Annotated in this window: 22 protein-coding genes; 9 read left to right on the forward strand and 13 right to left on the reverse strand. The window is 66.1% G+C overall.

Annotated features, from left to right (window positions below; all coding sequences use genetic code 11):
- Window positions 1–8: 8 nt before the first annotated feature.
- The 3 genes from uvrA to ACV7NQ_RS02025 form a co-directional block, all read right to left on the reverse strand.
- Window positions 9–3,038, reverse strand: a complete 3,030-nt coding sequence (gene uvrA, locus ACV7NQ_RS02015; RefSeq protein ID WP_463358021.1) for an excinuclease ABC subunit UvrA — start codon at window positions 3,036–3,038, stop codon at window positions 9–11.
- 115 nt (window positions 3,039–3,153) lie between these two features.
- The gene (locus tag ACV7NQ_RS02020) at window positions 3,154–5,256 is read right to left on the reverse strand and encodes an amylo-alpha-1,6-glucosidase (RefSeq protein WP_463358022.1); all 2,103 of its coding nucleotides are present in this window, start codon (window positions 5,254–5,256) and stop codon (window positions 3,154–3,156) included.
- A gap of 28 nt (window positions 5,257–5,284) precedes the next feature.
- A complete protein-coding gene (locus ACV7NQ_RS02025) occupies window positions 5,285–5,746 on the reverse strand; it encodes a glycosyltransferase (protein WP_463358023.1) in 462 nt (153 codons plus the stop codon).
- 374 nt (window positions 5,747–6,120) lie between these two features.
- On the opposite strand from ACV7NQ_RS02025, the gene ACV7NQ_RS02030 reads away from it, so the two are divergent.
- On the forward strand, window positions 6,121–6,753 hold the full coding sequence (locus ACV7NQ_RS02030; protein ID WP_463358024.1) for a response regulator: 633 nt from the start codon (window positions 6,121–6,123) through the stop codon (window positions 6,751–6,753).
- Here the strand turns inward: ACV7NQ_RS02030 and ACV7NQ_RS02035 are convergent.
- Window positions 6,750–7,580: a sigma 54 modulation/S30EA ribosomal C-terminal domain-containing protein gene (locus ACV7NQ_RS02035; protein WP_463358025.1), complete on the reverse strand. Its 831-nt coding sequence runs from the start codon at window positions 7,578–7,580 to the stop codon at window positions 6,750–6,752. The two genes, ACV7NQ_RS02030 and ACV7NQ_RS02035, sit on opposite strands and share 4 nt — an antisense overlap.
- A gap of 137 nt (window positions 7,581–7,717) precedes the next feature.
- On the opposite strand from ACV7NQ_RS02035, the gene ACV7NQ_RS02040 reads away from it, so the two are divergent.
- A complete protein-coding gene (locus ACV7NQ_RS02040; protein ID WP_463358026.1) occupies window positions 7,718–9,463 on the forward strand; it encodes a sensor histidine kinase in 1,746 nt (581 codons plus the stop codon).
- 49 nt (window positions 9,464–9,512) lie between these two features.
- Here the strand turns inward: ACV7NQ_RS02040 and ACV7NQ_RS02045 are convergent, their stop codons facing one another.
- Window positions 9,513–9,752: a hypothetical protein gene (locus tag ACV7NQ_RS02045; protein WP_463358027.1), complete on the reverse strand. Its 240-nt coding sequence runs from the start codon at window positions 9,750–9,752 to the stop codon at window positions 9,513–9,515.
- Window positions 9,753–9,887 carry a hypothetical protein gene (locus tag ACV7NQ_RS02050; RefSeq protein WP_463358028.1) on the reverse strand — a complete coding sequence of 45 codons (135 nt, stop codon included), beginning with the start codon at window positions 9,885–9,887 and terminating at the stop codon, window positions 9,753–9,755.
- 272 nt (window positions 9,888–10,159) lie between these two features.
- Here ACV7NQ_RS02050 and ACV7NQ_RS02055 point away from each other — a divergent pair, with 272 nt between their 5' ends.
- From ACV7NQ_RS02055 to ACV7NQ_RS02065, 3 genes are all read left to right on the forward strand, one after another.
- On the forward strand, window positions 10,160–11,503 hold the full coding sequence (locus tag ACV7NQ_RS02055) for a diguanylate cyclase domain-containing protein (protein WP_463358029.1): 1,344 nt from the start codon (window positions 10,160–10,162) through the stop codon (window positions 11,501–11,503).
- Between the two features lie 12 nt (window positions 11,504–11,515).
- Complete coding sequence (locus tag ACV7NQ_RS02060; RefSeq protein WP_463358030.1) at window positions 11,516–11,740, forward strand: antibiotic biosynthesis monooxygenase family protein; 225 nt, start codon at window positions 11,516–11,518, stop codon at window positions 11,738–11,740.
- A gap of 83 nt (window positions 11,741–11,823) precedes the next feature.
- The gene (locus tag ACV7NQ_RS02065; RefSeq protein ID WP_463358031.1) at window positions 11,824–14,163 is read left to right on the forward strand and encodes a HelD family protein; all 2,340 of its coding nucleotides are present in this window, start codon (window positions 11,824–11,826) and stop codon (window positions 14,161–14,163) included.
- Between the two features lie 74 nt (window positions 14,164–14,237).
- Here the strand turns inward: ACV7NQ_RS02065 and ACV7NQ_RS02070 are convergent, their stop codons facing one another.
- The 3 genes from ACV7NQ_RS02070 to ACV7NQ_RS02080 all read right to left on the reverse strand — a co-directional run bounded on the left by ACV7NQ_RS02070 (window position 14,238) and on the right by ACV7NQ_RS02080 (window position 16,399).
- A complete protein-coding gene (locus ACV7NQ_RS02070; RefSeq protein WP_463358032.1) occupies window positions 14,238–14,690 on the reverse strand; it encodes a universal stress protein in 453 nt (150 codons plus the stop codon).
- 340 nt (window positions 14,691–15,030) lie between these two features.
- Entirely contained in the window at window positions 15,031–15,447 is a 417-nt protein-coding gene (locus tag ACV7NQ_RS02075) for a DoxX family protein (RefSeq protein WP_463358033.1), read from the reverse strand.
- 58 nt (window positions 15,448–15,505) lie between these two features.
- On the reverse strand, window positions 15,506–16,399 hold the full coding sequence (locus ACV7NQ_RS02080) for a helix-turn-helix domain-containing protein (RefSeq protein WP_463358034.1): 894 nt from the start codon (window positions 16,397–16,399) through the stop codon (window positions 15,506–15,508).
- A 52-nt stretch (window positions 16,400–16,451) separates the two neighbouring features.
- Between ACV7NQ_RS02080 and ACV7NQ_RS02085 the strand changes: the two genes are divergently transcribed.
- Entirely contained in the window at window positions 16,452–16,922 is a 471-nt protein-coding gene (locus ACV7NQ_RS02085; RefSeq protein WP_463358035.1) for a VOC family protein, read from the forward strand.
- A 122-nt stretch (window positions 16,923–17,044) separates the two neighbouring features.
- Here ACV7NQ_RS02085 and uvrB read toward each other — a convergent pair whose 3' ends face one another.
- Complete coding sequence (gene uvrB, locus ACV7NQ_RS02090) at window positions 17,045–19,216, reverse strand: excinuclease ABC subunit UvrB (protein WP_463358036.1); 2,172 nt, start codon at window positions 19,214–19,216, stop codon at window positions 17,045–17,047.
- A gap of 299 nt (window positions 19,217–19,515) precedes the next feature.
- On the opposite strand from uvrB, the gene ACV7NQ_RS02095 reads away from it, so the two are divergent.
- Together ACV7NQ_RS02095 and ACV7NQ_RS02100 are read left to right on the forward strand one after the other, a co-directional pair.
- Complete coding sequence (locus ACV7NQ_RS02095; protein ID WP_463358037.1) at window positions 19,516–20,163, forward strand: ribonuclease FAU-1 family protein; 648 nt, start codon at window positions 19,516–19,518, stop codon at window positions 20,161–20,163.
- 56 nt (window positions 20,164–20,219) lie between these two features.
- Window positions 20,220–20,744: a ribonuclease FAU-1 family protein gene (locus ACV7NQ_RS02100; protein ID WP_463358038.1), complete on the forward strand. Its 525-nt coding sequence runs from the start codon at window positions 20,220–20,222 to the stop codon at window positions 20,742–20,744.
- A 202-nt stretch (window positions 20,745–20,946) separates the two neighbouring features.
- Here the strand turns inward: ACV7NQ_RS02100 and coaE are convergent, their stop codons facing one another.
- Complete coding sequence (gene coaE / locus ACV7NQ_RS02105; RefSeq protein ID WP_463358039.1) at window positions 20,947–22,155, reverse strand: dephospho-CoA kinase; 1,209 nt, start codon at window positions 22,153–22,155, stop codon at window positions 20,947–20,949.
- Between the two features lie 306 nt (window positions 22,156–22,461).
- Between coaE and ACV7NQ_RS02110 the strand changes: the two genes are divergently transcribed.
- On the forward strand, window positions 22,462–22,674 hold the full coding sequence (locus ACV7NQ_RS02110; RefSeq protein WP_463366090.1) for a hypothetical protein: 213 nt from the start codon (window positions 22,462–22,464) through the stop codon (window positions 22,672–22,674).
- Window positions 22,675–22,729: 55 nt separating this feature from the next.
- Here the strand turns inward: ACV7NQ_RS02110 and ACV7NQ_RS02115 are convergent, their stop codons facing one another.
- Together ACV7NQ_RS02115 and rpsA are read right to left on the reverse strand one after the other, a co-directional pair.
- Window positions 22,730–24,268 carry a phospholipase C gene (locus tag ACV7NQ_RS02115; RefSeq protein ID WP_463358040.1) on the reverse strand — a complete coding sequence of 513 codons (1,539 nt, stop codon included), beginning with the start codon at window positions 24,266–24,268 and terminating at the stop codon, window positions 22,730–22,732.
- A gap of 372 nt (window positions 24,269–24,640) precedes the next feature.
- Window positions 24,641–26,107, reverse strand: a complete 1,467-nt coding sequence (gene rpsA, locus ACV7NQ_RS02120) for a 30S ribosomal protein S1 (RefSeq protein WP_463358041.1) — start codon at window positions 26,105–26,107, stop codon at window positions 24,641–24,643.
- Window positions 26,108–26,397 lie beyond the last annotated feature (290 nt).

A 26,397-nucleotide genomic window follows, 5' to 3' on the forward strand; every position in this document is an offset into this window, starting at 1 on the left:
CCCGATCGTCACCTGAGTGCGGCGGCTTTCCTCGACGCGCGCTTGGCGGCCGCGGACGGTGCCGGGATCTTTGTTGCCGCGGTCTTGGCTGCCCCGGCATTGGCCGGTGCAGTTTTGGCCGCGGCCGTCTTGCTCGCCGCTTTCTTTGCCGTCTTCTTGGCGGGCGCACGCGGTGCCGCGGCAACCTCGGTCAGCACATGCTGCAGGAACTGTCCGGTGTAGCTGTCCGCAACGGCCGCAATGTCTTCCGGTGTGCCTTCGGCAACCAGGGTGCCGCCGCCGGAGCCGCCCTCGGGACCCATGTCGATCACCCAGTCGGAGGTCTTGATGACGTCCAGATTGTGCTCGATGACGATGACGGTGTTGCCCTTGTCGACCAGGCCGTTGATGACCAGCAGCAGTTTGCGGATGTCTTCGAAGTGCAGGCCGGTGGTCGGCTCGTCGAGAATATAGACGGTGCGACCGGTGGAACGCTTCTGCAGTTCCGCGGCCAGCTTCACGCGCTGTGCCTCACCGCCCGACAGGGTCGGCGCGCTCTGACCGAGCCGGACATAACCCAGCCCGACGTCGACCAGCGTCTTGAGGTAGCGGTGGATGGAGGTGACCGGCTGGAAGAACTCTGCGGCCTCCTCGATGGACATGTCCAGCACCTCGGCGACGGTCTTGCCCTTGTAGTGCACCTCGAGGGTTTCCCGGTTGTATCGGGCGCCGTGGCAGACCTCGCACGGCACATACACATCCGGCAGGAAGTTCATCTCGATCTTCAACGTGCCGTCGCCGGAGCATGCCTCGCAGCGACCGCCCTTGACGTTGAAGGAGAATCGCCCCGGCTGGTAGCCGCGCACCTTCGCCTCGGTGGTCGCCGCGAACAGCGTCCGGATCTTGTCGAACACACCCGTGTAGGTGGCCGGGTTCGAGCGCGGCGTGCGACCGATCGGCGATTGATCCACCTGCACCAGCTTGTCCAGGTTATCGAGACCGTTGATCCTGGTGTGTCGGCCCGGCACCTGCCGCGCACCGTTGAGCTTGTTCGCCAGGACGGTCGCCAGGATGTCGTTGACCAGCGTGGACTTGCCCGAACCGGATACGCCGGTCACCGAGGTGAGCACGCCGAGCGGGAAGCTGACGTCGATGTTGCGCAGGTTGTGCTCGTTCGCGCCGACCACGGTGAGCTGACGCTTCTTGCTGATCGGGCGGCGCACCAGCGGCACCTCGATCCGCTCGCGGCCCGAAAGGTACGCGCCGGTCAGCGAATTCGGGTCGGTGAGCAGTTCCTGATACGGACCGCTGTGCACCACCGTGCCGCCGTGCTCGCCGGCCAGCGGGCCGATGTCGACCACCCAGTCCGAGGCGCGGATGGTGTCCTCGTCGTGTTCCACCACGATCAGCGTGTTGCCGAGATTGCGCAGCCGCGTGAGGGTTTCGATGAGCCGCCGATTATCGCGCTGGTGCAGACCGATCGAGGGTTCGTCGAGCACGTAGAGCACGCCGACCAGCCCGGAACCGATCTGGGTCGCCAGTCGAATGCGCTGTGCCTCACCGCCGGACAGCGTGGCGGCGGCGCGCGACAGCGACAGGTACTGCAACCCGACATCGAGCAGGAAGCCGAGGCGCGCCTGCACTTCCTTGAGCACCTGCCCGGCGATCGCGGTCTCCCGCTCGCCAAGGGTCAGCGAATTCAGGAAGGCCGCGCAGTCGGCGATGGACAACTCGCTGACGTCCGCGATCGACTTCCGCTCACCGCCCGAGGCGATGCTGACGGCCAAGATCTCCGGGCGCAGCCTGGCGCCGTTGCAGACGGGGCACGGCACGTCGCGCATGTACCCATCGTAGTGCTCCTTCATCTGCTCGGACTCGGTGTTCTCCATGCGCCGCTGCAGGAACGGCATCACGCCCTCGAAATCGGCGTAGTACGAACGCTTCCGGCCATAGCGGTTGGTGTAGGAGACGTGCACCTGATCGGCGCTGCCTTCGAGCACCGCTTTACGTGCCTTGAGGGGCAGATCCTTCCACGGCGTGTCCATCGAGAAGCCGATGGCTTCCGCGAGACCGGACAGCAGCCTGGTGAAGTATTCGGCGGTCTGGCCGCGCGACCACGGTGCGATCGCGCCGTCGGCCAGGCTCAGCTCCGCATCGGGAACCACCAGATCCGGGTCGACCTCCTTGCGGATGCCGAGGCCGGTGCAGTCCGGGCACGCGCCGTAGGGCGAGTTGAACGAGAACGACCGCGGCTCCAAATCCTCGATGTCGAGAGGATGTCCGTTGGGGCAGGCGAGGCGTTCGGAGAAGCGGCGCTCTCGATCGTGCGCGTGCTCGTCGCGATCGACGAAGTCGAGCACCACGATGCCGTCGGCCAGCCGCAACGCGGTCTCGATCGAATCGGTGAGGCGCTGCTTCGAATTCGGTTTGACGGCAAGACGATCCACCACGACCTCGACGTCGTGCTTCTCCTGCTTCTTCAGCTTCGGCGGATCGGTCAGCGGATAGACCACGCCGTCGACCCGGACGCGGGAGTAGCCCTGGGTGTTCAGCTGGTCGAACAGGTCGACGAATTCACCCTTACGGGTACGCACCACCGGCGCGAGCACCTGGAATTTGATGCCCTCTTCCATGGCCAGCACCTGGTCGACGATCTGCTGCGGCGACTGCTTGGCGATGAGCTCGCCGCAGACCGGGCAGTGCGGAGTGCCCGCCCGGGCGTAGAGCAGGCGCAGGTAGTCGTAGACCTCGGTGATGGTGCCGACGGTGGAGCGCGGGTTGCGGTTGGTCGACTTCTGGTCGATCGACACCGCGGGCGAGAGGCCCTCGATGAAGTCGACGTCCGGCTTGTCCATCTGTCCGAGGAATTGGCGGGCGTAGGCCGACAGCGACTCCACGTACCGGCGCTGGCCCTCGGCGAAGATGGTGTCGAAGGCGAGGCTGGATTTGCCGGAGCCCGACAGTCCGGTGAACACGATCAGACTGTCGCGGGGCAGATCGAGGTCGACCCCCTTCAGGTTGTGCTCCCGAGCTCCACGCACAGTGAGGCGTTCCGCCACCAGGTGTCCCTTCTCGATCGTGTGTAGACGTGTCCAGACGTACCCCCGTCGCCATGCTAGGCCCGCCCACCGACAAGTTTCGTCCAGCGCCGTCCGAGGGCGGCGTCTACCCAGGTCAGCGCCCTGATCGATGCTGTTCGCCGGACAATCCGCGCAGCTGCCAGCCGTCCTCGTCCACGGTGACGGCCAGCACATCCGTGCCCACCCGCAGCCCGCTGACCCGCAGCGGCAGATACCGCTGCGGCACTACGGGCGCCACCGACGCCACGCCGTCGCCGCCCGGCTCCAGCCGCAACATACTCCGCAGGAACAGCAGCGGCGCCGCGGCCGCCCACGCCTGTGGCGAGCACGACGTCGGATACGGCACCGGCGCCGCGAACTCGGCGCGGTCGAAGCCACAGAACAGTTCGGGCAGTCGATGGCCGAACCGGTTCGACGCATCCAGCATTGCATCGATCACCCGGGTGGCCTGCGCGGTGTAGCCGTACCGCATCAGCCCGGCGGCGCAGATCGCGTTGTCGTGCGGCCACACCGACCCGTTGTGATAGCTGACCGGGTTGTAGGCGCCCATGGTGGTGGCCAGCGTGCGGATCCCCCAGCCGCTGAACATCTCGGGTGCGAGCAGGCGGTCCGCGACCAGGCCCGCCTTGTCCTCATCGACGATACCGGTCCACAGGCAGTGCCCGATATTGGAGGTGAGCGCGTCGATAGGCCGCTTGTCCCGGTCGAGGCCGATCGCGTACCAGCCGTGCTCCGGCAGCCAGAACGCCTCGTTGAACGCGGCCTTCAATCGAGCCGCCTTGGCGCGCAACCGATCCGCGGTGGCGTTGTCGCCGGTGTCGAGGGCGAGCGCCGCCCGCGCCAGGTATGCCGCATAGACGTACCCCTGCACCTCGGCCAGCGCGATGGGCGCCGTCGGGATGCTGCCGTCGATAAAGTTCACCCCGTCCCAGGAGTCCTTCCACCCCTGGTTGGCGAGCCCGTGTTCGGCGGCGCGCTGATATTCGACGAAGCCGTCACCGTCGGCGTCGCCGTAGTGCTCGATCCAGTCCAGCGCCCGATCGGCGTGCGGCAGCAGCTCATCGCGGGTCCTAGCGTCCAGCCCCCAGCGGTGCAACTCGCCGAGCAGCATCACGAACAGCGGTGTCGCGTCGGCGGTGCCGTAGTACACGGTGTCGCCGCCGAGCAGCAGGGTCGCCGCGCGGCCGAATCGCACCTCGTGCGGGATGCGGCCCGGCTGTTCCTCGGTGACCGTGCGAATCTCATTGCCCTGCAGATCGGCCAGGCTCTGCAACGTGCCGACCGCGAGCCTGCGGTCCAACGGCAGCAACATCCAGGAGGTGAGCAGCGAGTCCCGGCCGAACAGGGCCATGAACCAGGGCGCGCCCGCGGCGACCACCGCGCGTTCCGGGTGACCGGGATCGAAGATACGCAGCGCGCCCAGGTCGGTGACGGCGCGTTGCAGTACCGCCGCGAGGGTTTCGTCCTCGGTGTGCACGGTCGGCGAGTTCTCGTACCACTCGCGCAGACGCTGCGCGGGCTCGCTGCGCGAAACCGAACTGCCGCACAGATGCCGCGGCGTCACCGGTACCGACCCGAGCGCGGGCTGGTACTGGATGCAGGCGGTCCATTCGCCGCGGCCGGGAAGTGCCACCTCCCAGCGCAATTTGCGATCCACCGCGGTGGCGCCCGCCGCGACGATGGTGACCGCGAGCTCGAGATCGGCCCTCCAGATCTCGACGGCGCCGTCGACAGTGCTGCTGCTGGTGACCGCGCCGTGGCCGGTGCGGCCCTCCTTCACCTCGAAGAGATCCGCGAAATCGGCGTCGACCTCCAGCCCGACCACACAGCTGATCGGGTCACCGGACAGGTTGCGCAGGGTGATGTCCTCGCGCATGCCGTCGCCGACGTGGCGACCGACCATCACCAGCGCCGTGCTGTCGGCGCGGCCGGTGCGCGGCACGGTTCTGGCCAGCAGGGTCGCGCTGTACGGGTCGGCGTACTGGACGGTGAGCGGCTGCGGGGGCAGCCCGTCGACGGTCAGCCGCCAGCGCGACAGCACCCGGGTGTCGCGAACGAACAGTCCCTCCGCCCGATGCGGGCTGATGGTGCCGCCGGTTTCGCTGATGCAGAAGGTCGAACCCTCGACCAGGGTGACGCCCGCCCCGACGGCCGTCAGCTCGTCCGAGTCGCCGCCGTCCCCCCATTGCCTCGTCACTACTACACCTCGCCGCGGCTCGCCCGCGTCATCCAACCGGCGCCGGCAGCATCGCGCGGCTCATCCGCTCACCGGCGAGGATGTGGCGGTAGAACTGCTCGTGGTCATGGGCCATGCGCAGCACGCCGAAGCGTTGTTCGGCGGTAGCCCGGCAGGTGCGCCGATCGATCGAGTCGACCCGTTCCAGCGCGTCGGCCATATCCCAGATGTCGCGGCAGAGGAATCCGGTCCGACCGTGGTCGACGATCTCCGGCGCCGCGCCGTTGGGGAACGCCAATACCGGTGTGCCGCAAGCCAATGCCTCCGCCATCACCAGTCCGACCGGTTCCGGCCATTCGATGGGATTGATCAGCGCGTCGGCGTGGCGGATCAGCTCGACCCGCGATGCCAGTGGCTCTTCGCGCGGTTCGGGATCGTCGGAGCCCATCAGCAGACGCACTCGTTCATTGTAGTAGCGCAGCTGCTCCGGTTCCCGCATCTTCGTGATCAACAACAACTTCCGATGCGCCAGCCTGGCCACCTGGACTACCGATGGAGTTCGATCCGCAACCGGGACAAGCGCGCGGTGGACCGAAAATATTACCGAAATCTAGTGTCGCTGAATAAGTCATCGTCCGAGATAACAGTGTACGGGCCATTCGGCGCCGCTGCCACCAGCCCTCCTTTGAGTGACTTCGGTGCAAGCATACCCGGAACCTCGATTCGCACACCGATTTTCGCGGTCGGATCTTTCGCTCGCACCCGGGTGTAAATTCGAGTCACCTTTACCCGAAATTATCTGTTGACTATCCCGACGGTCGATCGACGCGATACCTTGGCGGGGTCGGGGTCATCGAGAGGCCCAGCGGGACACAGGAGGTCGGTGTGCTCAAGGTGTTCCTCGTCGACGACCACGAGATCGTCCGGCGCGGCCTGATCGACCTGCTGGAAAGCGACCCCGAGCTGACGGTGATCGGTGAGGCGGGCGACGTGGCTCAGGCCATGACCGGCATCCGCGAGCTGCGCCCCGATGTCGCGGTGCTCGACGTGCGACTGCCCGACGGCAACGGCATCGAGTTGTGCCGCGATCTGCTCGCCGGTATCGATGGCCTGCGCTGCCTCATCCTCACCTCCTACACCGACGAACACGCCATGCTCGACGCAATCCTGGCCGGTGCGAGCGGCTATGTGGTGAAGAACATCAAGGGCATGGAATTGGCCGCGGCCATCAAACAAGTCGGCGCCGGAAAATCGTTGCTGGATAATCGCGCCGCGGCCGCGCTCAAGGCGCGCCTGCACAACAGCACCGAGAACGACGGACCATTGGCGGGACTCACCGAACAGGAACGCAGGCTGCTCGCACTGCTGGGCGAAGGATTGACCAATCGGCAGATCGCGGTGCGAATGTTCCTTGCCGAAAAAACCGTCAAGAATTATGTATCCCGACTATTGGCCAAGCTCGGAATGGAACGTCGCACCCAGGCTGCGGTGCTGGCGTCCAAACTCCGCGACAGCTAAGCGGATCCGGCCGGTACGACTATGGTGAGGTCGCCGTCGTACCGGCGATACAGCAACCGGCCGCGACCGCCGACGGCATCGTTGAAGAACAGGAAGGGCAGGCCACTGTGACACAGCTCGGTCGCCGCCTCGTCCTCGTCCAATGTTGGCGCTGGTTCCGAATCCACCTGCAGCGGCAGCGAATTCACCGTCAGCGGCGCATCCTCGGCCACGAGCGGTGCGGACGTCGTGCGCTGCCGAGTCAGTTGCACACCGACCGATTCTGCCCAGTGCACGATGGCGTCCTCACCGGTTTCCGCGTCGGTGAACAGGTATGCGTCGTAATCCATCGCATCCAGCACCGCCGTCGCCTCGGCGGGCGTTCCGGTCAGCAGCGCGCAGTGCTTCCTGCGCACGATCGGATGCGGCTCGGTGACCCTGGCCAGCGGCGGTCGGGCCGGATCCGGCCAGGAGCGCGACTGTTTCGTCGCCAGCCGGGCGATCTGCCGATCCAGCCGTTCGACAGCGAAGGTCACCGCGAAACCACGCGGACCGGTGACCTGCACGCGGGTCGGAGTGTCGTGGACGCGGATATTCGCCTGCACCAGCGTCGGTTCGGTGGCATCCGCGGGTTGGGTGACCCGCACCCGCGCCGCCGTATCGACATGATGGCGGCGCAACACCCGCCCGATCGCCCGCACCGCCCTCGTCACGTCGGCGGGCGATACGGCGCCCCGGGTGGTCACCGCGAGTTCCGGGTCGGCCGCGGTCGCCCACAGCTCGGTCGAACGCATCAATTGGGTCGAGCCGAGTAGCTCGGACACACCCACCATCTCAGTCGAATTCATAGGACACTCCTACTTTCTATTCTCCCGGTGCGCCCACCTCATCACCGCAACCGCACCGTGAACAGGGCCGAAAGTCCTCGATCGGACAATTAGACTGGCGGCGGGCCGTTACGCGCTCGCCAGGACAGGAAGCCGACATGACCGAAGACGACGGCAGCGGCCCGTATTCGGTGCGCGACACCCTCTCGCAACCGCGGTTGCGGGAGTTGCTCTCCGAGGTCAAGGAACGCGTCGAGCTGATCATCGATTCGCGGGACCGGATAGATGGCCTGGTCGAGGCGATGCTGGCAGTGACCTCCGGCCTCGACCTCGACGAAACCCTGCGCACCATCGTGCACACCGCCACCAGCCTGGTCGACGCCCGCTACGGCGCGCTCGCGGTACGTGGCCACGACCAGCAGGTGACCCAATTCATCGATGAGGGCATGGACGACGAGGCCCGCGAACTGATCGGCCGGCTGCCGGCCGGACACGGAGTTCTCGGCGTGGTGTTCAACCAACCCAAACCGCTACGCCTGGACGAACTGTCGAATCATCCTGCGTCGGTGGGGTTTCCGGCGCACCACCCGCCGATGCATACCTTCCTCGGCGTTCCGGTGCGGATCCGCGACGAGGTCTTCGGCAGCCTGTACCTGACCGAAAAAGCAAGCGGGCAACCGTTCACCGAGGACGACGACGTGCTCGTCCAAGCGCTCGCGGCCGCGGCGGGCATCGCGGTCGACAATGCCCGGCTCTACGAATCGGCGCGCACCAGGCAGGCGTGGATCGAGGCGACCAGGGACATCGCCACCGAGTTCCTGGCGGGCACCGAACCCGATCTCGTGCTAGCACATGTAGTCGACCACGCGCGCACCCTGACGGGTTCACATCAGTCTTTCCTGGCCAGCGTCGCCGTCCCGGTCAAAGGACTCGACGAGGTCACCGAGCTGATCGTCACACAGTGGTCCGGGCCGGGTGCCGGGCACGAGGGCTGGACGGTACACACCGACGGCAGCGCGCTCGGCGAGGCATTCACCCGCCGTACGCCGCTGCGCTTCGACGACGCCGCCCAGGTCGATCTGGGTGCGCCACTGCCTAATGTCGGCCCGGCGCTGATCCTGCCGTTGTGCACCCCGGATGCCACCCTCGGCGCGCTGGTGACAGTGCGTCCGGTCGGCGCGGCGCCCTACACCGACGAGTTGGTCGAGCTGACCGCGGCGTTCACCGATCAGGCGGCGCTGGCCATGCAGCTGGCCGATACCCAGCGCCGAATGCGCGAGCTGGATATCATCGCCGACCGCGATCGCATCGCCCGCGACCTGCACGACCACGTGATCCAGCGGCTGTTCGCCATCGGACTCACCCTGCAGGGCGCGGTACCGCAGGCACGGGTTCCGGAAGTGCAGGAGCGCCTTTCGACGGTCATCAACGATCTACAGGAAGTGGTGCAGGAGATCCGCACCTCGATCTTCGACCTGCACAGCGGCAGTGCCGACGGCACCGGGGTCCAGCAGCGGATCGAGTCGGCGATCCGACAGCAGACTGCCGACGCCGAGCTGCGCGCCACCATCCAGGTGACCGGCCCCTTGTCGGTGCTCGAAGCTGAGCTCGCCGACCATGCCGAGGCGGTGGTACGCGAGGCAGTGAGCAATGCGGTGCGGCATTCCGGCGGCGATCTCGTTACGGTGGAGATCGGTGTGGCCGACGATCTGAGCATCGTGGTCACCGACAACGGTTGGGGCATACCGAATCACGTGATCCGCAGTGGATTACACAATCTGGAGCAGCGGGCCGAGAAGGCCGACGGGCAGTTCACCATCGGGCCGGGCGCACACCGCGCCGACGCGTCGGACGGCACCGTGCGTCCCGGCACCCGATTGAGCTGGTCGGTACCGCTGCCCTGAGTCCCTACCCCGGGCGGAACCCCCACCGCCGGGGGCGTCCGATGCACCGCTACGCGCGGGCCGGTCCGAGCACCACTATCGAATTGTGGCCGCCCATCCCCAGCGACAGCTTCACCGTGATGCCACCCTCGAACGGCGTCGGCCCATCCAGCAGTCGCGAATAGGCGGGTGCGACGATCGGCGCGGCGGGCACGATACCCCGCTCGTCGCCGAGTGCCGCCGCGGCCACCTCCGGCCGCAGCCCCCTGACAATGTCCGCCGGATCGCCTCCCTCGGGTATCAGCGTCACTCAGGCGTGCTCGTCCTGGCCGTGACCGTAGCCCGGCTGCAGGCAAGTCGCCGACTTGCCGCTCAGCAACCCGTGCCACAGCGTCTCTCGATCCCAGCTGTACCCGGTGACCGCGCCGATCCCGGCAATCGTCATATGATCTTGGTATTACTCTTCGGTACCGGCGTTCGAGCCTGGCATAGCATCGCTCCTTCGCCGATCCCGGGCCGACCAGCATGTTGGCTCGAGATGTTCGCGGGGAACCGGGTTTGTAATGATCATCGGATAAGGCCCGATGCAGTTCCGAACTGTGATCGAAGCAATGGCGTCGACGATGTGATGTTGTGCACGTCGATACGAGAATAATCCCACGTTCCAATGGCCATAATTGGGTGGCCATAATTGGGGTCGACGATCGGGGGTTTCGAGTGGGTGAGGACAAGGCAGACGTCGCGGTCAACGCCGATCAGCTGGCCCAGCGGTATCGGTTCCTGGTCGAACACACACCGGACGGCATCTGTGTGCACAAGCGCGGCACCATTGTCTACGTCAATGCGGCGATGGTGCGGATGCTCGCTGCCGAGAACCCAGAAGAAATCGTCGGGCAGCCGCTGACTCAATTCGTCCATCCCAAATCGGTGCTCGGCATGATCGAGCGCATCAGCACGCTGACGCATTCTGGTGACGCCTCCGATCCGGCCGAAATGTCGCTGGTGCGCGTCGACGGCGGCATCGTCCCCGTCGAGATGGTGTCGGTGCTCACCGCCTGGCAAGACCATCTCGCCTACCAGGTGGTCATGCACGATCTCACCGCGCAGCGCGCCGCCGAGGCCGCACAGCGTCGCGCCGAACAGCACTTCACCACCGTCGTCTCCCAATTGGAGGAGGGCGTGGTGGTCATCGACCGCAGCGGCTGCATCGAATCGGCCAATCCGGCGGCCCTGCGGATCTTCGGCACCGACGAGCGCACCGGCGACCTCGTCGGCGCGGCGATCGTCGAACTGCCGCTGGCGCTGCTCGATGCCAACGCGCAGCCGCTGCCCGCGACCCGCCACCCCGTCGCGCGGACGCTGGCCACCGGCGAGACCATCACCGGCTACATCTTCGGCGTCGACCGGAAGGACGGGCAGCGGCGCTGGTTGTCCGGAAGCAGCCGCCTGCTCAACCCCGGCGACCCGGACTCCCCCGCCGTCTCCTCGTTCGCCGATATCACCGAATTCCGGGCCAGCCGAAGGCAATTGGAGTACCAAGCCACCCACGACTCGCTGACGGGGCTGGCCAACCGCTCGCTGATCCTGTCCCAGCTCGCCGGTGCGTTGGCCACCAGCGAGACGCTGCCGGTCGCGACCGTGCTCTTCATAGACATGGACGGCTTCAAGGTGATCAACGACACCCTCGGCCACGCCATCGGCGACACTGTGCTGCAGATCGTCGCGCAACGGCTGCAGCGCGCGCTGCGCGGCGACGATCTGGTCGGTCGGCTCGGCGGTGACGAATTCCTGGTGTTGCTGTCCGGTCCGGCGCGACGCGTCGATATCGAGACCCTGGTGACGCGGCTGCGATCGTCGATGGCCGAGCCGATCATCGCGCGCGGGCATCGCATCGAGGTGAACGCCTCGATCGGTGTCACCGAGCTCACGCTTGGCGACCATCGGACCCCTGAGGCGGTCCTGCACGACGCCGATCTGGCGATGTACCGCGCGAAGCCCGCCGGGCACCGCGAAAGCGGCGCCGGCCTGGGCCGCCGTCCGAACAACACACACGCTTCCTGACAGGTTCTCTCGATGATTCTCGAACACGCCCTGCTTCCGGTCCGCCCCGAACGAGCCGACGATTTCGAGGCCGCCTTCGCCGAGGCCAGGCCGATCATCTCGGCGAAGCCCGGTTTTCGGTTGCTGCACCACTTCTACGACCCATTCCCGGTGGTGCAGCACTTCGTCACGGTAGTGAGCGACGCGACACCGGGTACTCCACCTGCGGTTACGGCGAGTACGCCGAACCAACAGTAGACTCGACAACTCTGTTTTCCGAGCGTTCGCGTGCCCTGCTCCCTGCGGGTATGTCTGCTCATCGCGGTGACAAGGAGTTCAGTTTGCCCGACCGTCTCACTCAGGACCGTGCCGCGCACGACGGCGCGCCCGAGCGGAACCGCGACATCGAACAGGAACAGACATATCTGTCTGTGCTGTACGAACGGCTCGACGGCATGCGCGACTACGCCACCAATCGGCTGCGCACCGTCCTGCTGGAAACCGGCGGCACCCCGCAGGCCCGCACCGAACGCGAGTCGTTCAGTCAGCTCTATACCGAGGATCTGGCCAAATACGATGCCGCCGAACACGGTTTGTGTTTCGGCCGGATCGACCTCACCGACGGGCAGGAGCGCGACACTTCGGGGAATGGCGTCGGTGATCAGGATGGTGAATATCGCTATATCGGCAGGCTCGGAATCCTCGACGAAAGAGACGATTACGAGACGCTGCTGCTCGATTGGCGTGCGCCGCTTGCCCGTCCGTTCTATTTGGCGACCACCGCGACGCCCGACGGGGTGACCCGCAGGCGGCACATCCGTTCACGCAATCGCCGGGTCACCGCGATCAACGACGAATACCTCGATCTCGATACCGCCCGCACCGCCGGGGTGACCGGCGCGGACGGCGGCGTCGGCAGCGAGAGCGCGCTGCTCGCAGCGCTCAACGCTGCCCGCACCGGCCATATGAACGACATCGTCGAGACCATCCAGCACGAGCAGGACGCCATCATCCGCTCCGAGCACAAGAGCGTGCTGGTGGTGCAGGGCGGTCCCGGCACCGGTAAGACCGCCGTCGCGCTGCACCGTGTCGCGTTCCTGCTCTACACCTACCGCCAGCAGCTGGCCAAGTCCGGCGTACTGATCATCGGCCCGAACGCCACCTTCCTGGACTACATCGGTCAGGTGCTGCCCTCGCTCGGTGAGACCGGTGTGCTGCTGTCCACCATCGGCGACCTGTATCCCGGTGTGAAGGCCACCCGTGAGGACTCGCTGCGAGCCGGTGAGATCAAGGGCTCCCTCGACATTCTCGAGGTGCTCAAGCAGGCGGTGCGCGACCGGCAGGAAATCCCCGCCGAACCGATCCGGCTGAGCTTCGACGGCTATCCGGTAATCCTGGACCGCAAGATCGCCACCCGGGCCCGCGGCCGGGCCCGTTCCTCGCGGCGCCCACACAACCTGGCCAGGCCGATCTTCGCCAGCTCGGTGCTCGACGCGCTGGCCGACCAGCTTGCCCAGACCATGGGCGCCGACCTGTCCGGTGGCCAAAGCCTGCTCAGCCGAACCGATCTCGCCGAAATCCGCGACGAGATGCGCGCCGACCCCGAGATCCAGGCGGCCATCGGCAGGCTCTGGCCGATCATGTCGCCGCAGGACGTGCTCGCCGATCTGCTCGCCGACCCGAAGGCACTCGACCGGGTGGCGAGCAGCCTCGACCCGGCCGACCGGGCCGAGCTGGTGCGACCGGACAACGGCGAATACAGCGCCGCCGACGCGCCGCTGCTGGACGAGCTGGCCGAGTTGCTGGGTGTGGACGACACCGAGGAACGCGAACGCGCCAAGCGGCGCTGGCGGGCCCAGCTGGCGGAGGCGCAGGACGCGCTGGACATCCTGACCGGTTCGGCGCCGCAGGATCTGGAGGACGAGCTCGACCCCGAGATCCTGATGGCCTACGACCTGATCGACGCCGGCCAGCTCGCCGAACGTCAGAACGTGCGGGCCAGGCAGACCACCGCCGAACGCGCCGCGGGCGACCGCACCTGGACCTACGGCCACGTGATCGTGGACGAGGCGCAGGAACTTTCGGAGATGGCGTGGCGAATGGTGATGCGCCGCATCCCGAACCGCTGGATCACGGTGGTCGGTGACGTGGCGCAGACCGGCGACCCGGCGGGCGCCTCGTCCTGGCAGTCGATGCTGGAACCCTATGTCGCCAAGCGCTGGAAGCTCACCGAGCTGACGGTGAACTACCGGACCCCGGCGGAGATCATGGACGTCGCCGCCGACGTGCTCGCCGCGATCGACCCGGAGGCGACGACGCCGCGATCGGTCCGCGAGACCGGGCTGCCGCCGCGCGCCTATGCGGTGACCGCGAGCGAATTGCACGGCGAGGTAGCACGATTAGTGGCCACCGAGGACGGCCCGGGCACCACCGCGGTGATCACGCCGCACGATCTGGTCGCGGAATTCGCCGACCTGGTGGACGAAGCGGTGCGGGTGCTCACGGTGCACGACGTGAAGGGTTTGGAGTTCGACGCGGTGTACCTGGTCGAGCCTGCGCAGATCCTCGCGGAGTCGCCGCGGGGGCTCAACGATCTGTATGTGGCGCTGACCCGCGCCACGCAGCGACTCGGTGTGGTGCACACCGGGGAGCTGCCGTCGGTGCTGCGAGCGTTGAGCTAGGCCGTATGGACAAGAAACCCCGTCGTCCCGGCGAAAAGCCGAGGCGACGGGGTTTTGGTCCGGTGTCAGACGGCTCAGCGCGTGGTGTGCACGATCAGCACATCGGAGCGCGACTTGCGGGCGACATCGGACGGCACCGAGCCGAGCAGGCGACCGGCCAGGGTGTTCAGGCCCCGGTTGCCGACCACGAGCAGGTCGGCCTCGGTCTCCTTGACCAGGCCGAGCAGCGACTCGACGGGCTCGCCGACGATGGAGCGCTCGACGATGTTCTTGGCGCCGACGGCGGTGGCCTTATCCCGCGCGGTGCGCAGGATCTCGTTGGTCGGCGCGGAACCGCGCACCTGGTATGCCTCGTCCTTGAGAACATCGGCCGCAGCCGCGAGATCGCGATCGTCGGTCGGGTAGTACGCGCAGGCCACGATCAGCGTCGCGTCCGCGGCGGCGGCCAGTGCGGCGGCCTTCTCTACGGCGACGTACGACGAATCCGAGCCATCAGTACCGACGACAATGGTCCGGTAGGCGGTCATGCTCTCCTCCAACTATGCGGTGGTCGGGTGCCTGCGTCGGGTCCTGTCCCGAGCATGTCGAGCACCGGCGCGGCGACTGCGCTCGACCCTAGCGGCAAAACACCCGGAAATATCAGAAATCGCAACACATCACACTGGTGGTGTTCGGGCATTCCGAACACCCATTACGTGGGCCAATGCCCCACGACCTTTCCGACCAGGGCGGATTCAATTCCACCTGTCGAGTTCTGTGATCCATCACAACTACCGCGAACGTTCTTGCGCCCCTGGGAGATTGATCACATTCATCGGTTGTGGACCGGTCACCGATACGAACACCGGCAATATCGGCGCGACGAGCTCAGCCGAGATGGAAAAGCGGCTTGGTGATGGTCAATCCGAGTTCGTCGACATGCGCGAAGAACGCGAACAGCATCAGTGCCGCGCCACCGAGCGCGAGATCCTTATTGAAGTGGATCATTTCACCCTGCTTGGCCTCCGCATCGGTTTCCGACCAGAACCGATGCATGAGGAATGCGGTCGGCAGCAGCACGATCACCAGCAGCAGCGCACCCAGATCCGCCCATACGCCGAGCAGCAGGCTGAGCGCACCGATGCCCATCAGCGCGCCCGCGGCCAGCACGCCCGCCTTGGGCGACGGGATGCCACGGCTCTGCGCGTACCCCGTCATCGCATCGGTCTGTGTGAAATGCCCGAATGCCGAGCTCAGGAACAACACCACGAAAAGCACCCGCCCGATCAAAACCACGACGTCCATGTCCTGCTCCCTCATTGGCAATGGGTACACGAGGTCTTATTCCATTGTCGACCCGCAGCTACATTTCGGTAGGCAGGACTTTCGAAGTGACCTCGTTGCGCGAGCGTAGCGAATTCTTGGCATATTCCAGCGGCGCCATTCCGACTTCCGCGGCAAACTCGCGCGAGAAATGCGCCTGATCGAAGTAACCGAGGTCCGCGGCGAGAGCGGCCAGATCTCCTATGTGTCCACACGCCAGCAGATCGGCGCCGTCCTGCAGGCGGTAGCGGCGCAGCACCCATTTCGGCCCGGCCCCGACGTATCTGCGGAACATCCGCTGCAGTGTGCGGGTCGGCACGTCGAACCGTTCGGTGACCTGATCGACCCTGGTCAGTTCCTGGTCGTGCTCCATTGCCTCGACAATGCGCAACACCAGCCGGTAGTTCGGGTCGTCCGCGGTCTGCCGACCGGCGAAGAAATCCTCGATGACGGTGCGGCGCTGCTGGTCCGACAGCGCGGCGAGTACCCGCTCGGTCAGCCCCTCGGCCTCGGGCAGCACCTCGGTCAACGGGACCGCCGCGTCGCGGAACGAGCTGACGTCCAGACCGGTGTAGGCGCCGAAGCCGCCCGCACGGAAGCGGACGCCGAAGGTCTCCCCCACATCGCTGAGTTCGCGGATGTATTTGGTCGTGGACACACCGTTGACGAAACCGCCGGTGCGGGTAGCGGTCCGCTCGAAAGTGACGTTCACGCACGGATACGACAACACTTCGGCGTAGTAGGGGGCGCGGCCACGTAAATCCCAGCGCACCGACCAATACCACTCGACGAACCGCCCCACCCCGGGTCCGGCAGGCAACCGGGCCAGCGACCGATGCCGGGCCTGCTCGTCGGGATGCAGGATGCCCTTCATGTCGTCGGGAGCCGGGACCCTGACGGGTTGCACCGGCACCTGGTCAGCACTCCCTGGCATGGTGTCGCTTTCTTACAAGACCCACGCCGCGCGATCGACGAGGCTTACACCCATGAGCGAAACAGTGAACCCCATCGCGGACGGCTACCACTCGATCACCTGCTTCCTCGCGGTGCCCGACGGCAACAAGGCAATCGACTTCTACACCAAGGTCTTCGGCGCCGAGGTGATCAGCCGCAATGACATGCCCGACGGCCAGCCCGCGCACGCTGAACTGAAGTTCGGCGACTCCACCCTGCAACTCGGCATGCCCATCCCCGACAACAACGTGCTCGCCCCGAACGGCGAATGGGTGCACACGTCGATCGTGCACTACTGCCCGGACGTCGACGGAGTCATCAAACGCGCCGTCGAAAACGGCGCGCGCAGTGCGGAAGCGCCACAGACCTTCGTCACCGGCGACCGCTTCGGCGTGGTGATCGACCCGTTCGGCCACCGCTGGGCGGTACTTACCAAGGTGGAGAACGTGTCTCGCGAAGAAGCCGAGCGCCGCGTCAACGAGTGGATGGCCACGCAGAGCTGAGCCTGCATGGGTCTCGCACACGCCGAAACCCGGATGTGGTATCCAGCGCGAAACTCGCTGCGGGGTACCGGCTTTCGCCGGGGCCCCGGGAGCGACAGCCGGAACGGCCGCCGGGGCGAGCCTCAACTCAACCCGGCGGCGTCCATACCGCGCAGTTCCTTTTTGAGGTCAGCGATTTCGTCGCGCAGCCGTCCGGCCAACTCGAATTGAAGTTCCCTGGCCGCGTTCATCATCTGCGCGGTCATCTCCTTCACCAGGTCCGCGAGTTCGGCGCGCGGCATCGACTTGATGTCGCGTCCCTCGTAGACTCCGGCGCTGACCGCCCGACCCGGCTCACCCTGGGCGCGGCGGCCGCGGCTGGCGTTGCGGCCGGATCCGCCGACGGCGACCTCGCTGTCGTCGGCCTCCTGATACACCTGGTCCAGGATGTCGGCGATCTTCTTGCGCAGCGGTTGCGGGTCGATGCCCATCTCTTCGTTGTAGGCGACCTGCTTGGCCCGGCGCCGCTCGGTCTCGGAGATGGCGAACTGCATCGAGTCGGTGATCTTGTCGGCGTACATGTGCACCTCGCCGGACACATTGCGCGCCGCGCGGCCGATGGTCTGGATAAGCGCGGTGGTGCTGCGCAGGAACCCTTCCTTGTCGGCGTCGAGGATCGCGACCAGCGACACCTCCGGCAGGTCGAGGCCCTCACGTAGCAGGTTGATACCGACCAGCACGTCGTACTCGCCCAGCCGCAACTGCCGCAGCAGTTCCACCCGGCGCAGGGTGTCGATCTCGGAATGCAGGTAGCGCACCCGGATGCCGAGGCCGAGCAGATAGTCGGTGAGATCCTCGGACATCTTCTTGGTGAGCGTGGTGACCAGCACGCGTTCATCGCGTTCGGTGCGCTGGCGGATCTCGTGGATCAGGTCGTCGATCTGGCCCTTGGTCGGCTTCACCAACACCTTCGGGTCTACCAGACCGGTCGGCCGGATCACCTGCTCGACGACCTCACCACCTGCCTGCCCCAGCTCGTACGGGCCCGGCGTGGCCGACAGGTATACCGTCTGCCCGATCCGGTCGGCGAATTCCTCCCAGGTGAGCGGCCGGTTGTCGACCGCGGACGGGAGGCGGAAGCCGTATTCGACCAGGTTCCGCTTGCGCGACATGTCGCCTTCGTACATGCCACCGATCTGCGGCACGGTGTTGTGCGACTCGTCGATGACGAGCAGGAAGTCCTCGGGGAAGTAGTCGATCAGCGTGGCGGGCGCCGAACCGGCTGGGCGGCCGTCGATATGCCGCGAGTAGTTCTCGATGCCGGAGCAGAAGCCGACCTGCCGGATCATCTCGAGGTCGTACTGGGTACGCATGCGCAGCCGCTGCGCCTCCAGGAGCTTGCCCTGGCGCTCGAGCTCGGCCAGCCGCTCCTCCAGTTCCTTCTCGATATCGCCGACCGCTCGCTCCATCCGCTCCGGACCCGCCACATAGTGCGTGGCCGGGAAGATCCGCACCACATCGACCTGGCGGACCACATCGCCGGTCAGCGGATGCAGGTAGTAGAGCGCCTCGATCTCGTCGCCGAAGAACTCGATGCGGACCGCGAGTTCCTCATAGGAGGGGATGATCTCGACTGTGTCGCCGCGCACCCGGAACGAGCCACGGGTGAAGGACATGTCGTTGCGCGTGTACTGGACATCGACAAGCAGCCGCAGGAACTTGTCCCGATCGAGTTCGGTGCCGACCTCCAGCTGCACCGACCGATCCAGATACGACTGCGGCGTGCCGAGACCGTAGATGCACGACACCGAGGCGACCACCACCACATCGCGGCGCGACAGCAGGCTCGAGGTGGCCGAGTGCCGCAATCGCTCGACGTCGTCGTTGATCGAGCTGTCCTTCTCGATGTAGGTATCGGTTTGCGCGATGTAAGCCTCGGGCTGGTAGTAGTCGTAGTACGAGACGAAGTACTCGACTGCGTTGTTGGGCAACATCTCTCGCAGCTCGTTGGCCAACTGCGCGGCGAGGGTCTTGTTCGGCGCCATCACCAGGGCCGGGCGCTGCAGCCGCTCGATCAGCCAGGCGGTGGTCGCCGACTTACCGGTGCCGGTGGCGCCGAGTAGCACCACGTCGCGCTCGCCGGTATTGATCCGACGCTCCAGTTCCTCGATGGCCGCAGGCTGATCGCCGGCCGGCTTGTGCTCGCTGACCACCTGGAACCGTCCGACGGCGCGCTCGATCGCACCGACCGGGCGGAACTCGGAATGCGCGAGTGGTGTCTCGCCCCCGGCGGGGATCTCCGTTGCGAAAGCCATGCTCACCAGCCTAGGCGCAGCCACCGACAGATTCTTCCCGCCCGCGCGGTGCCGCGGCCTCGCCCGAACTGACGCGGGCGAGCCGTACAAGATCGGCTCGGCCACTCGCGGACAGACCAGCCGACGCGGCGCGCTATTCGAAATTCGCCGCGCCGCTAATTACCAGCATTGCCACGCGACTCGTAGCCTGTCCGAAATGTCCGTTGCCGCAACGACATTCGCCATAATCGTAAAGAACGAACGCGACGCCCCCCGGGTGTAGCCTGATTTGGTTGTCGGTACTGATGAAGGAAGACGCCATGAGCGCTCTGATTCCATTGCTCGTCGCAGTCCCCGCGGTGACCGGGGTTGCGGGGTATGTCGCGAGAGATGTCCGCGCTCTCATGCCAGCGCAATTAGCCACCCGGCTCGTGACCGCGCCACCCGACAAGCTATCGGCGGCGACCCCACAACGACCAAGGGTCGAGTATTTCAATCTCGCCGAACTCACCAATACCGATGCCAGAGGGTTCGTCCGCTCGGTGGAGCGCTATCACGTCGAGCCATGGGGCCTATATATGGCGCGGATGGTCGACGGCCCGCAGTTCCACTACGTCGAATCGTGGCTGATGCCGGACCTGTGGGTCCGCGCGACGATCTCCCACCGCAACCCGGCACATCACCGGGAACAGGATTTTTGTCTGGATATCGGCGAATTCACCAAGGTAGAGCCGAAACGCTGGAAGGCCGTCGACCACTATCTCGACATCATGGTGCACCACGGCCACGCGTCCGAACTGCGCGGCGCCGACGACCTGCTGGCCGCCCACGCGGCCGGTTTGATCGACACCGCGCAGGCCAGGCATGCCTTCGAGCGGGCGACCGCTGTGGTCGACGGCCTAGCCGAATACGACCACGACGCCGAACGCTGGCTCGCGTCGATGGGCATCACTCTCACCTGGATGTAGCGGAGACCACCGCCGCTGGACTCGACGGGGGGCCGGCGGCGGTAGATTCTATGTGCATGACACAGGCACCATCAGTGGACGTGCATCGCCCGAAGGTGGAGTACTTCGACGTCGCGGAGCTGACCAACACGGACCCGAAGGGCTTCATCCGGCCGGTCGAGCAGTTTCGCGCCGAACCGTGGGGCCTGTATATGGCGCGCGTCTCCGATCATCCGCAGTTCCACTACATCGAGTCGTGGCTGCTGCCCGAGCTGTTCATTCGCGTGACGGTCTTCCACTACCACCCCGAACATCAACGAGATCAGGACTATTATATCGATCTCGGTGAGTTCACCCAGGTCGGTCCGACCATCTGGAAGTCGGTGGATCACTATCTCGACATCGTGGTGCGCACCGGCCGCGACACCGAACTGCTCGACGTGGACGAGCTACTCGCCGCGCACACCGTGGGCCTGATCGGCTTCACCGCGGCGCAGTCGGCGATCGAGCACGCGGCCACCACGATCGACGGCATCGCCGCCAACGGCCACTCCCTCGAACGCTGGCTCGCCACCCTCGGCATCACGCTCACCTGGCAGTAACCCCTTTTCGCGCAACCCCTTGACATCGGCGACGGTACGGCGGCGAACGAGTCGGTCGCCACGGTGACCTTCGCCGACCGGCGACAAGAACCACCATGGCCTTCCACCTGCTCGCTCCCGGACCGCTGAGCCCGGAGGACGGGGCGCGGGAAGGCTGGGGCCAGGCGCTGGACCGGCTGGCGACGCTGGTGTCGGCGTCGCGTCAGGCCTGACCGTCGCGCCAAGCCAGGGCGCGTTGGTAGGCGGCGTCGAACCAGGGCTCCTTGACGTCCAGGTAGGCGAGCATCGCCTCCTCGCCGGTCAGTCCGGCCGCCTTGGCCTCACCCGCGCGCTTCACCTCGCCGTACTCGGCGCGCGCCGCGGCGTCGGCGCGCAGCCAGTCCCGGAAGACCAGCGCGAACTGCTGGCCCGGTGAACCCGCCACGCGGACATGCACATTGGCGAGCCGACCCGGGTCGGCGCTGGCGTGCAGTCGTTTGGCCCACAGCGCAGCGTCCGTCCCGGCCGGATCCGCATCGGTCGGTTTCGGGTTGTCGTGGGTGACCCGCGCGATGTTCGGGAAACCGGCCGCGCCGAGCGCATCGCGCAAGCCATCGGCTGCCGCCAGATCAGCGACGGTGATCTGCAAGTCGATCACGTCCTTGGCGGGCAGGTCCGGTACCGAGGTCGATCCGATGTGGTCGATCCGCGACGCGGTCGGACCACACGCCACCCACAGCCGGGCGATGAGCCGCTGCGCCTGGACCGGCCAGTCCGGGTTCGGCGGCACGATGCGCACATCCGGTCGCTGCGCGGGTGCGCCGGTGCGCAGGTTGTGTTCGAACGGCACCAGGCGCTCGTCCCACAGCCAATGCACCACCGGGACGATCTCGTCGGGCGCTCCGCTGTTGTCGAGCAGCACGTCGGCGACCGCGCGGCGCTGCTCATCGGTGGCCTGTGCCGAAATACGCGCCCGCGCATCGGCTTCGGAAACACCACGTAATTCAACCAATCGCCGGATTCGAATTTCCTCGGGAACGTCCACTATCAGAACAAGGTTCATGAGTGACGCGAGACCATTTTCGACCAACAACGGAATATCCTGCACGAGAATCGCATCAGGTGGCGCGGCGCCGATCAATTCAGCGGTGCATTTTCCGACCAGTGGATGGACAATCGAATTCAAAGTCGCGCGTGCCTCATCATTACCGAATGCCTTGGCTGCGAGCGCGGGCCGATCGAGGCTGCCGTCCGCGGCGAGGATATCGGGCCCGAACGCGTCGACCAACGCGGCAATGCCCTCGGTGCCAGGCTCGACGACCTCCCTGGCGATCAGGTCGGAATCGATGATCACCGCCCCGCGGTCGGCGAGAATTCGCGCCACTGTCGACTTGCCCGCTCCCATGCCTCCGGTGAGGCCGATCCGCAACATTCGACCAGTCTTGCATCCGCGCCATCCGGATCGGTGCACCACCCGATGACCGCCGCGCCGCACACAACCCCAATCGGACTCGATTACCCAGTCCGACCGCGTATTCCACCACCCACACGGCTAATTGCCCGATCCGTGACTCCGCCGAGACCATCTCGCAACATTTTCGGCCGATTCCCATTCGGGGACGACATCTTTCCGACACGCCGAGGCAATTGCTTACGCAAAATACTCTGACTCGCCCTTTCGTTCGGCTAATCTTCGCCGTGGCGATGCAGGCCAGTACCAGCAAACAAAGGAACACTATTGGGCACCAGAAACAACCAGACGGGTCGCCACCGCCTGGGTATGGCGGGTGGAATGCATTGCATCCGGATCCCCGCCGTCGCGGCCGCGCTCACCGAGCACCGCCGCTCATGGTTCACCGCGTTGACCAACCCCGCCCGGCACAGCTTCGCCGCTATGCGAAAACGCTCTGCCATGGCCGCCGCGTATTGGGCACCTGCCACCGCCAGCTGACCTCGACTTCTCCAGTGGCCCGGCCGGATCGGGGCTGGGCCACCTCCATGTCCTCCTAGACGAGGCCGCTCGGCCTGCGCCGGCTGCCCGATTGCTGCTGCGGCATCGCATTCGGCGGCACCGGATATGGAGCGCCCGCGGTCGCCATGCCCAATGCGACATTCGGGCCACATTGCGCGATTGCGGCATCCATTTTCGGTTTCGGATCGGTGAGGATCGGTTTCGCCGAATTCGGCTTCGAGCCGAAATCGAACGTCGAAGTCATATCGCCGGTAACGCTGCGCCGCCACGGCGTCAGATTCGGCACCTCCACCCCGAACCGGGTCTCCAGCAGGCGCAACTGTGAGGTGTGGTCGAAGGTCTCCGAGGCGACAAGGCCGCCGCGGCTGTAGGGCGAAATCACCAGTCCCGGAACGCGATAGCCCAGTCCGATGGGGCCGCTGATGCCGTTCGACGACTTCACCTGAGCCAGCGGCACGGTCAGGAACTCGCCCGGTGTGCCCGGCGGCGCCGTCGGCGGGGCGACGTGATCGAAGAAGCCGCCGTTCTCGTCATAGCTGATGATCAGCGCCGTCTTCTCCCACACCATCGGGTTCGAGGTCAGGATATCCAGCAGCTTGACGATGCCGAAAGCGCCGAAGGCGGCGGGTAGCGCGGGATGTTCGCAGTTGATCAGCGACGGGATCACCCAGGACACGGCGGGAAGCGTGTCGTTGGCGACATCGGCCTGGAAGTCGTTGGGGTACACCGGGGCAAGGCCGCGGCGCGCCAACTCGGAATTCTGGTCGGAGGATTGGGTGAAGCAGCCGAGCATGCCGTCGAGGAGCACCGATGACAGCGGGCCGACATCACGATTGTTGTAGACCTTCCAGCTGACCCCGGCCTCGGAGAGGTTCTCGGGGTAGGTCCGCCAGCTGTACACGTGCTGCGGGATCAGGGTCGGTGTTTCCACCAGCGGCCCGCCCGCTCGGCCGTCCGGGTCGATGGTGGCGCTGATCCAGTACAACCGGTTCGGGTCGGTGGGACCGAGCACCGAGCAGTGATAGTTGTCGCAGAGGGTGAACGCGTCCGCCAGCTCGTGGTGGATCGGAATGTCCTCGCGCAGGTAGTAACCCATAGCCGCGGGCGCGTTGGCCGCGCCGACGCTGGCCACCGACATCGGCATCCACTGGTCGTTCTTGCCGCCGTTCCAGGCCCGGTGCATGCCGGCCCAGGTGTGGTCCGGATCGTTGACGCACTCGCCGTCCAGGGTCGCGCCGCGGGTGGTGTCGAGCCGGAACGGGTTCACGTAGCCGTCGGGGGTCGGCCCGACGCCGGGTGTCCAGCCGTACTGCTGCCAGGCCGCGGACGCCTCACTGAAGCCGCGCACGCCGGACATGGTGCCGAAATAGTGGTCGAACGAACGGTTTTCCTGCATGAGCAACACAAAGTGCTCGATATCGCCGAGGCCGCCGGTCCCCGCCGGATCGGCGGCGTAGGCGCGCTCGATGATCGGGTTGGCCCAGGAGGCCAGTGCCCCCGCGGCGCCCGCCGCCGCGGCCTTGGCCAGGAATTGCCTGCGGTTGAGACCGCTGAACGGACCCGATGCACACATTGTGGGGTTACGGCCTTTCTGCCGAGCTCGATCGAGCAGAGTGCTGACTGCCCGCGCTGACCCTACCGGTAAGTTGGTCATCCGTCCGACTGGACGCAGCGACCCGCCCCAAGGGCGCGCGAGTGGCCGCAGCGGTCTCTGCCCCGATGATCTTGCGCCGTGCGAACACCACCCCGGCCCCGAACCCCAGCGCGATGGGCGCCAGCTTCGCCACGGTGGTGGCAACACCGGTCACCGGTCGTGCCTCACACTGTCGAACACCGTCCGGCTCCTCTCACACTCCGCCCACCGAAAAGACCGGCCACCCACCCCACAGAGGCCGAAGGCCCCGGTCCATACGGACCGGGGCCTTCGTGCGTGTGTCTACCCGAATCAGGCGTTGCCGGAGAGCTTCTCCCGCAGAGCCGCGAGTTGGGCGTCGCTCGCCAGCGAACCGACGGCGGACTCGGCCGGGCTGGAGGAAGACTGCGAACCGCTCTCGGAGGAGTAGTTCGACGAGCCGCCACCGTTCGCGGCCTCGGCCGCGGCGTCGGCCGCCATCTTCTCCATCTGCGCGGTGTGCATCTTGTGGCGACGCTCCGCCTCGGCGTAGCGGCCTTCCCACTCTTCGCGCTGCTTGTCGAAGCCTTCGATCCAGTCGTTGGTTTCGGAATCGAAGCCCTCGGGGAAGATGTAGTTGCCCTGGTCGTCGTAGCTGTCGGCCATGCCGTACTTCGACGGGTCGAACTCGGCGTGGTAGTCCTCGTTGGCCTGCTTGAGGCTCAGCGAGATCCGGCGCCGCTCCAGGTCGATGTCGATGACCTTGACCATCGCGTCGTCGCCGACCGCGACAACCTGGTCCGGGACCTCCACGTGGCGCTCGGCCAACTCGGAGATGTGCACCAGGCCCTCGATGCCCTCTTCGACGCGCACGAACGCGCCGAACGGAACCAGCTTGGTGACCTTGCCCGGAACGATCTGGCCGATCGCGTGGGTGCGGGCGAACTGACGCCACGGGTCTTCCTGAGTCGCCTTGAGCGACAGCGAAACCCGCTCGCGGTCCAGGTCGACGTCGAGAACCTCGACGGTGACCTCGTTGCCGACCTCGACAACCTCGGACGGGTGGTCGATGTGCTTCCAGGACAGCTCGGAGACGTGCACCAGGCCGTCGACGCCACCCAGGTCCACGAAGGCACCGAAGTTGACGATCGAGGAGACCACACCCTTGCGGACCTGGCCCTTCTGCAGCTGGTGCAGGAACTCGCTGCGGACCTCGGACTGGGTCTGCTCGAGCCACGCGCGGCGGGACAGGACCACGTTGTTGCGGTTCTTGTCCAGCTCGATGATCTTGGCTTCGATCTCCTTGCCGACGTACGGCTGGAGGTCGCGGACGCGACGCATCTCGACGAGCGAGGCGGGGAGGAAGCCACGCAGGCCGATGTCCAGGATCAGGCCGCCCTTGACTACCTCGATGACCGTGCCCTTGACGGCCTCGTCCTTCTCCTTGAGCTCCTCGATGGTGCCCCACGCGCGCTCGTACTGAGCCCGCTTCTTCGACAGGATCAGGCGGCCTTCCTTGTCCTCCTTGGTGAGAACGAGGGCCTCGACCTCATCACCCACGGAAACGACCTCGTTCGGGTCGACATCGTGCTTGATGGAGAGCTCGCGGGAAGGGATGACGCCTTCGGTTTTGTAACCGATGTCGAGCAGGACCTCGTCGCGGTCGACCTTGACGATGGTTCCTTCGACGATGTCGCCGTCGTTGAAGTACTTGATCGTGGCGTCGATGGCGGCGAGGAAATCCTCGGCGGAGCCGATGTCGTTGACGGCTACCTGCGGCGAGGTGACGGTGGTGGGCATATGTCGGTTTGCTCCGGACGGATTGTGGTCGGTTGCGGACATTGGAACTTTCGGTACGCTGCGAACTCACCGCGATGACGCGACGTGACGGACATGATGAACGTACCGCACGGCAAAGCTTGTGAAACTCAGCGCGGGTGCTCTGTTACCGCACCGGCTACTTCAGTACCCTGTACAGGACACTTCGGCACCCCGCATTCGGACACCGGTACGGCAGTACACAAGACACTCGCGCGTTCAGCGTACGCGACCTTGGTCCGGCCGGGCAAACCAGTGCTGACGCCACGCCG

This window comes from Nocardia sp. Tas62D01, from assembly GCF_055232035.1.

Excerpts from the sequence above, each read along its gene's own strand:
- ACV7NQ_RS02035 (WP_463358025.1), bottom strand. The coding sequence starts at position 7,580 with ATGAATTCGACTGAGATGGTGGGTGTGTCCGAGCTACTCGGCTCGACC.
- ACV7NQ_RS02040 (WP_463358026.1), top strand. The coding sequence starts at position 7,718 with ATGACCGAAGACGACGGCAGCGGCCCGTATTCGGTGCGCGACACCCTC.
- ACV7NQ_RS02050 (WP_463358028.1), bottom strand. The coding sequence starts at position 9,887 with ATGACGATTGCCGGGATCGGCGCGGTCACCGGGTACAGCTGGGATCGA.
- ACV7NQ_RS02060 (WP_463358030.1), top strand. The coding sequence starts at position 11,516 with ATGATTCTCGAACACGCCCTGCTTCCGGTCCGCCCCGAACGAGCCGAC.
- ACV7NQ_RS02070 (WP_463358032.1), bottom strand. The coding sequence starts at position 14,690 with ATGACCGCCTACCGGACCATTGTCGTCGGTACTGATGGCTCGGATTCG.
- ACV7NQ_RS02075 (WP_463358033.1), bottom strand. The coding sequence starts at position 15,447 with ATGGACGTCGTGGTTTTGATCGGGCGGGTGCTTTTCGTGGTGTTGTTC.
- ACV7NQ_RS02080 (WP_463358034.1), bottom strand. The coding sequence starts at position 16,399 with ATGCCAGGGAGTGCTGACCAGGTGCCGGTGCAACCCGTCAGGGTCCCG.
- ACV7NQ_RS02085 (WP_463358035.1), top strand. The coding sequence starts at position 16,452 with ATGAGCGAAACAGTGAACCCCATCGCGGACGGCTACCACTCGATCACC.
- uvrB (WP_463358036.1), bottom strand. The coding sequence starts at position 19,216 with ATGGCTTTCGCAACGGAGATCCCCGCCGGGGGCGAGACACCACTCGCG.
- ACV7NQ_RS02095 (WP_463358037.1), top strand. The coding sequence starts at position 19,516 with ATGAGCGCTCTGATTCCATTGCTCGTCGCAGTCCCCGCGGTGACCGGG.
- ACV7NQ_RS02100 (WP_463358038.1), top strand. The coding sequence starts at position 20,220 with ATGACACAGGCACCATCAGTGGACGTGCATCGCCCGAAGGTGGAGTAC.
- coaE (WP_463358039.1), bottom strand. The coding sequence starts at position 22,155 with ATGTTGCGGATCGGCCTCACCGGAGGCATGGGAGCGGGCAAGTCGACA.
- ACV7NQ_RS02115 (WP_463358040.1), bottom strand. The coding sequence starts at position 24,268 with ATGTGTGCATCGGGTCCGTTCAGCGGTCTCAACCGCAGGCAATTCCTG.
- rpsA (WP_463358041.1), bottom strand. The coding sequence starts at position 26,107 with ATGCCCACCACCGTCACCTCGCCGCAGGTAGCCGTCAACGACATCGGC.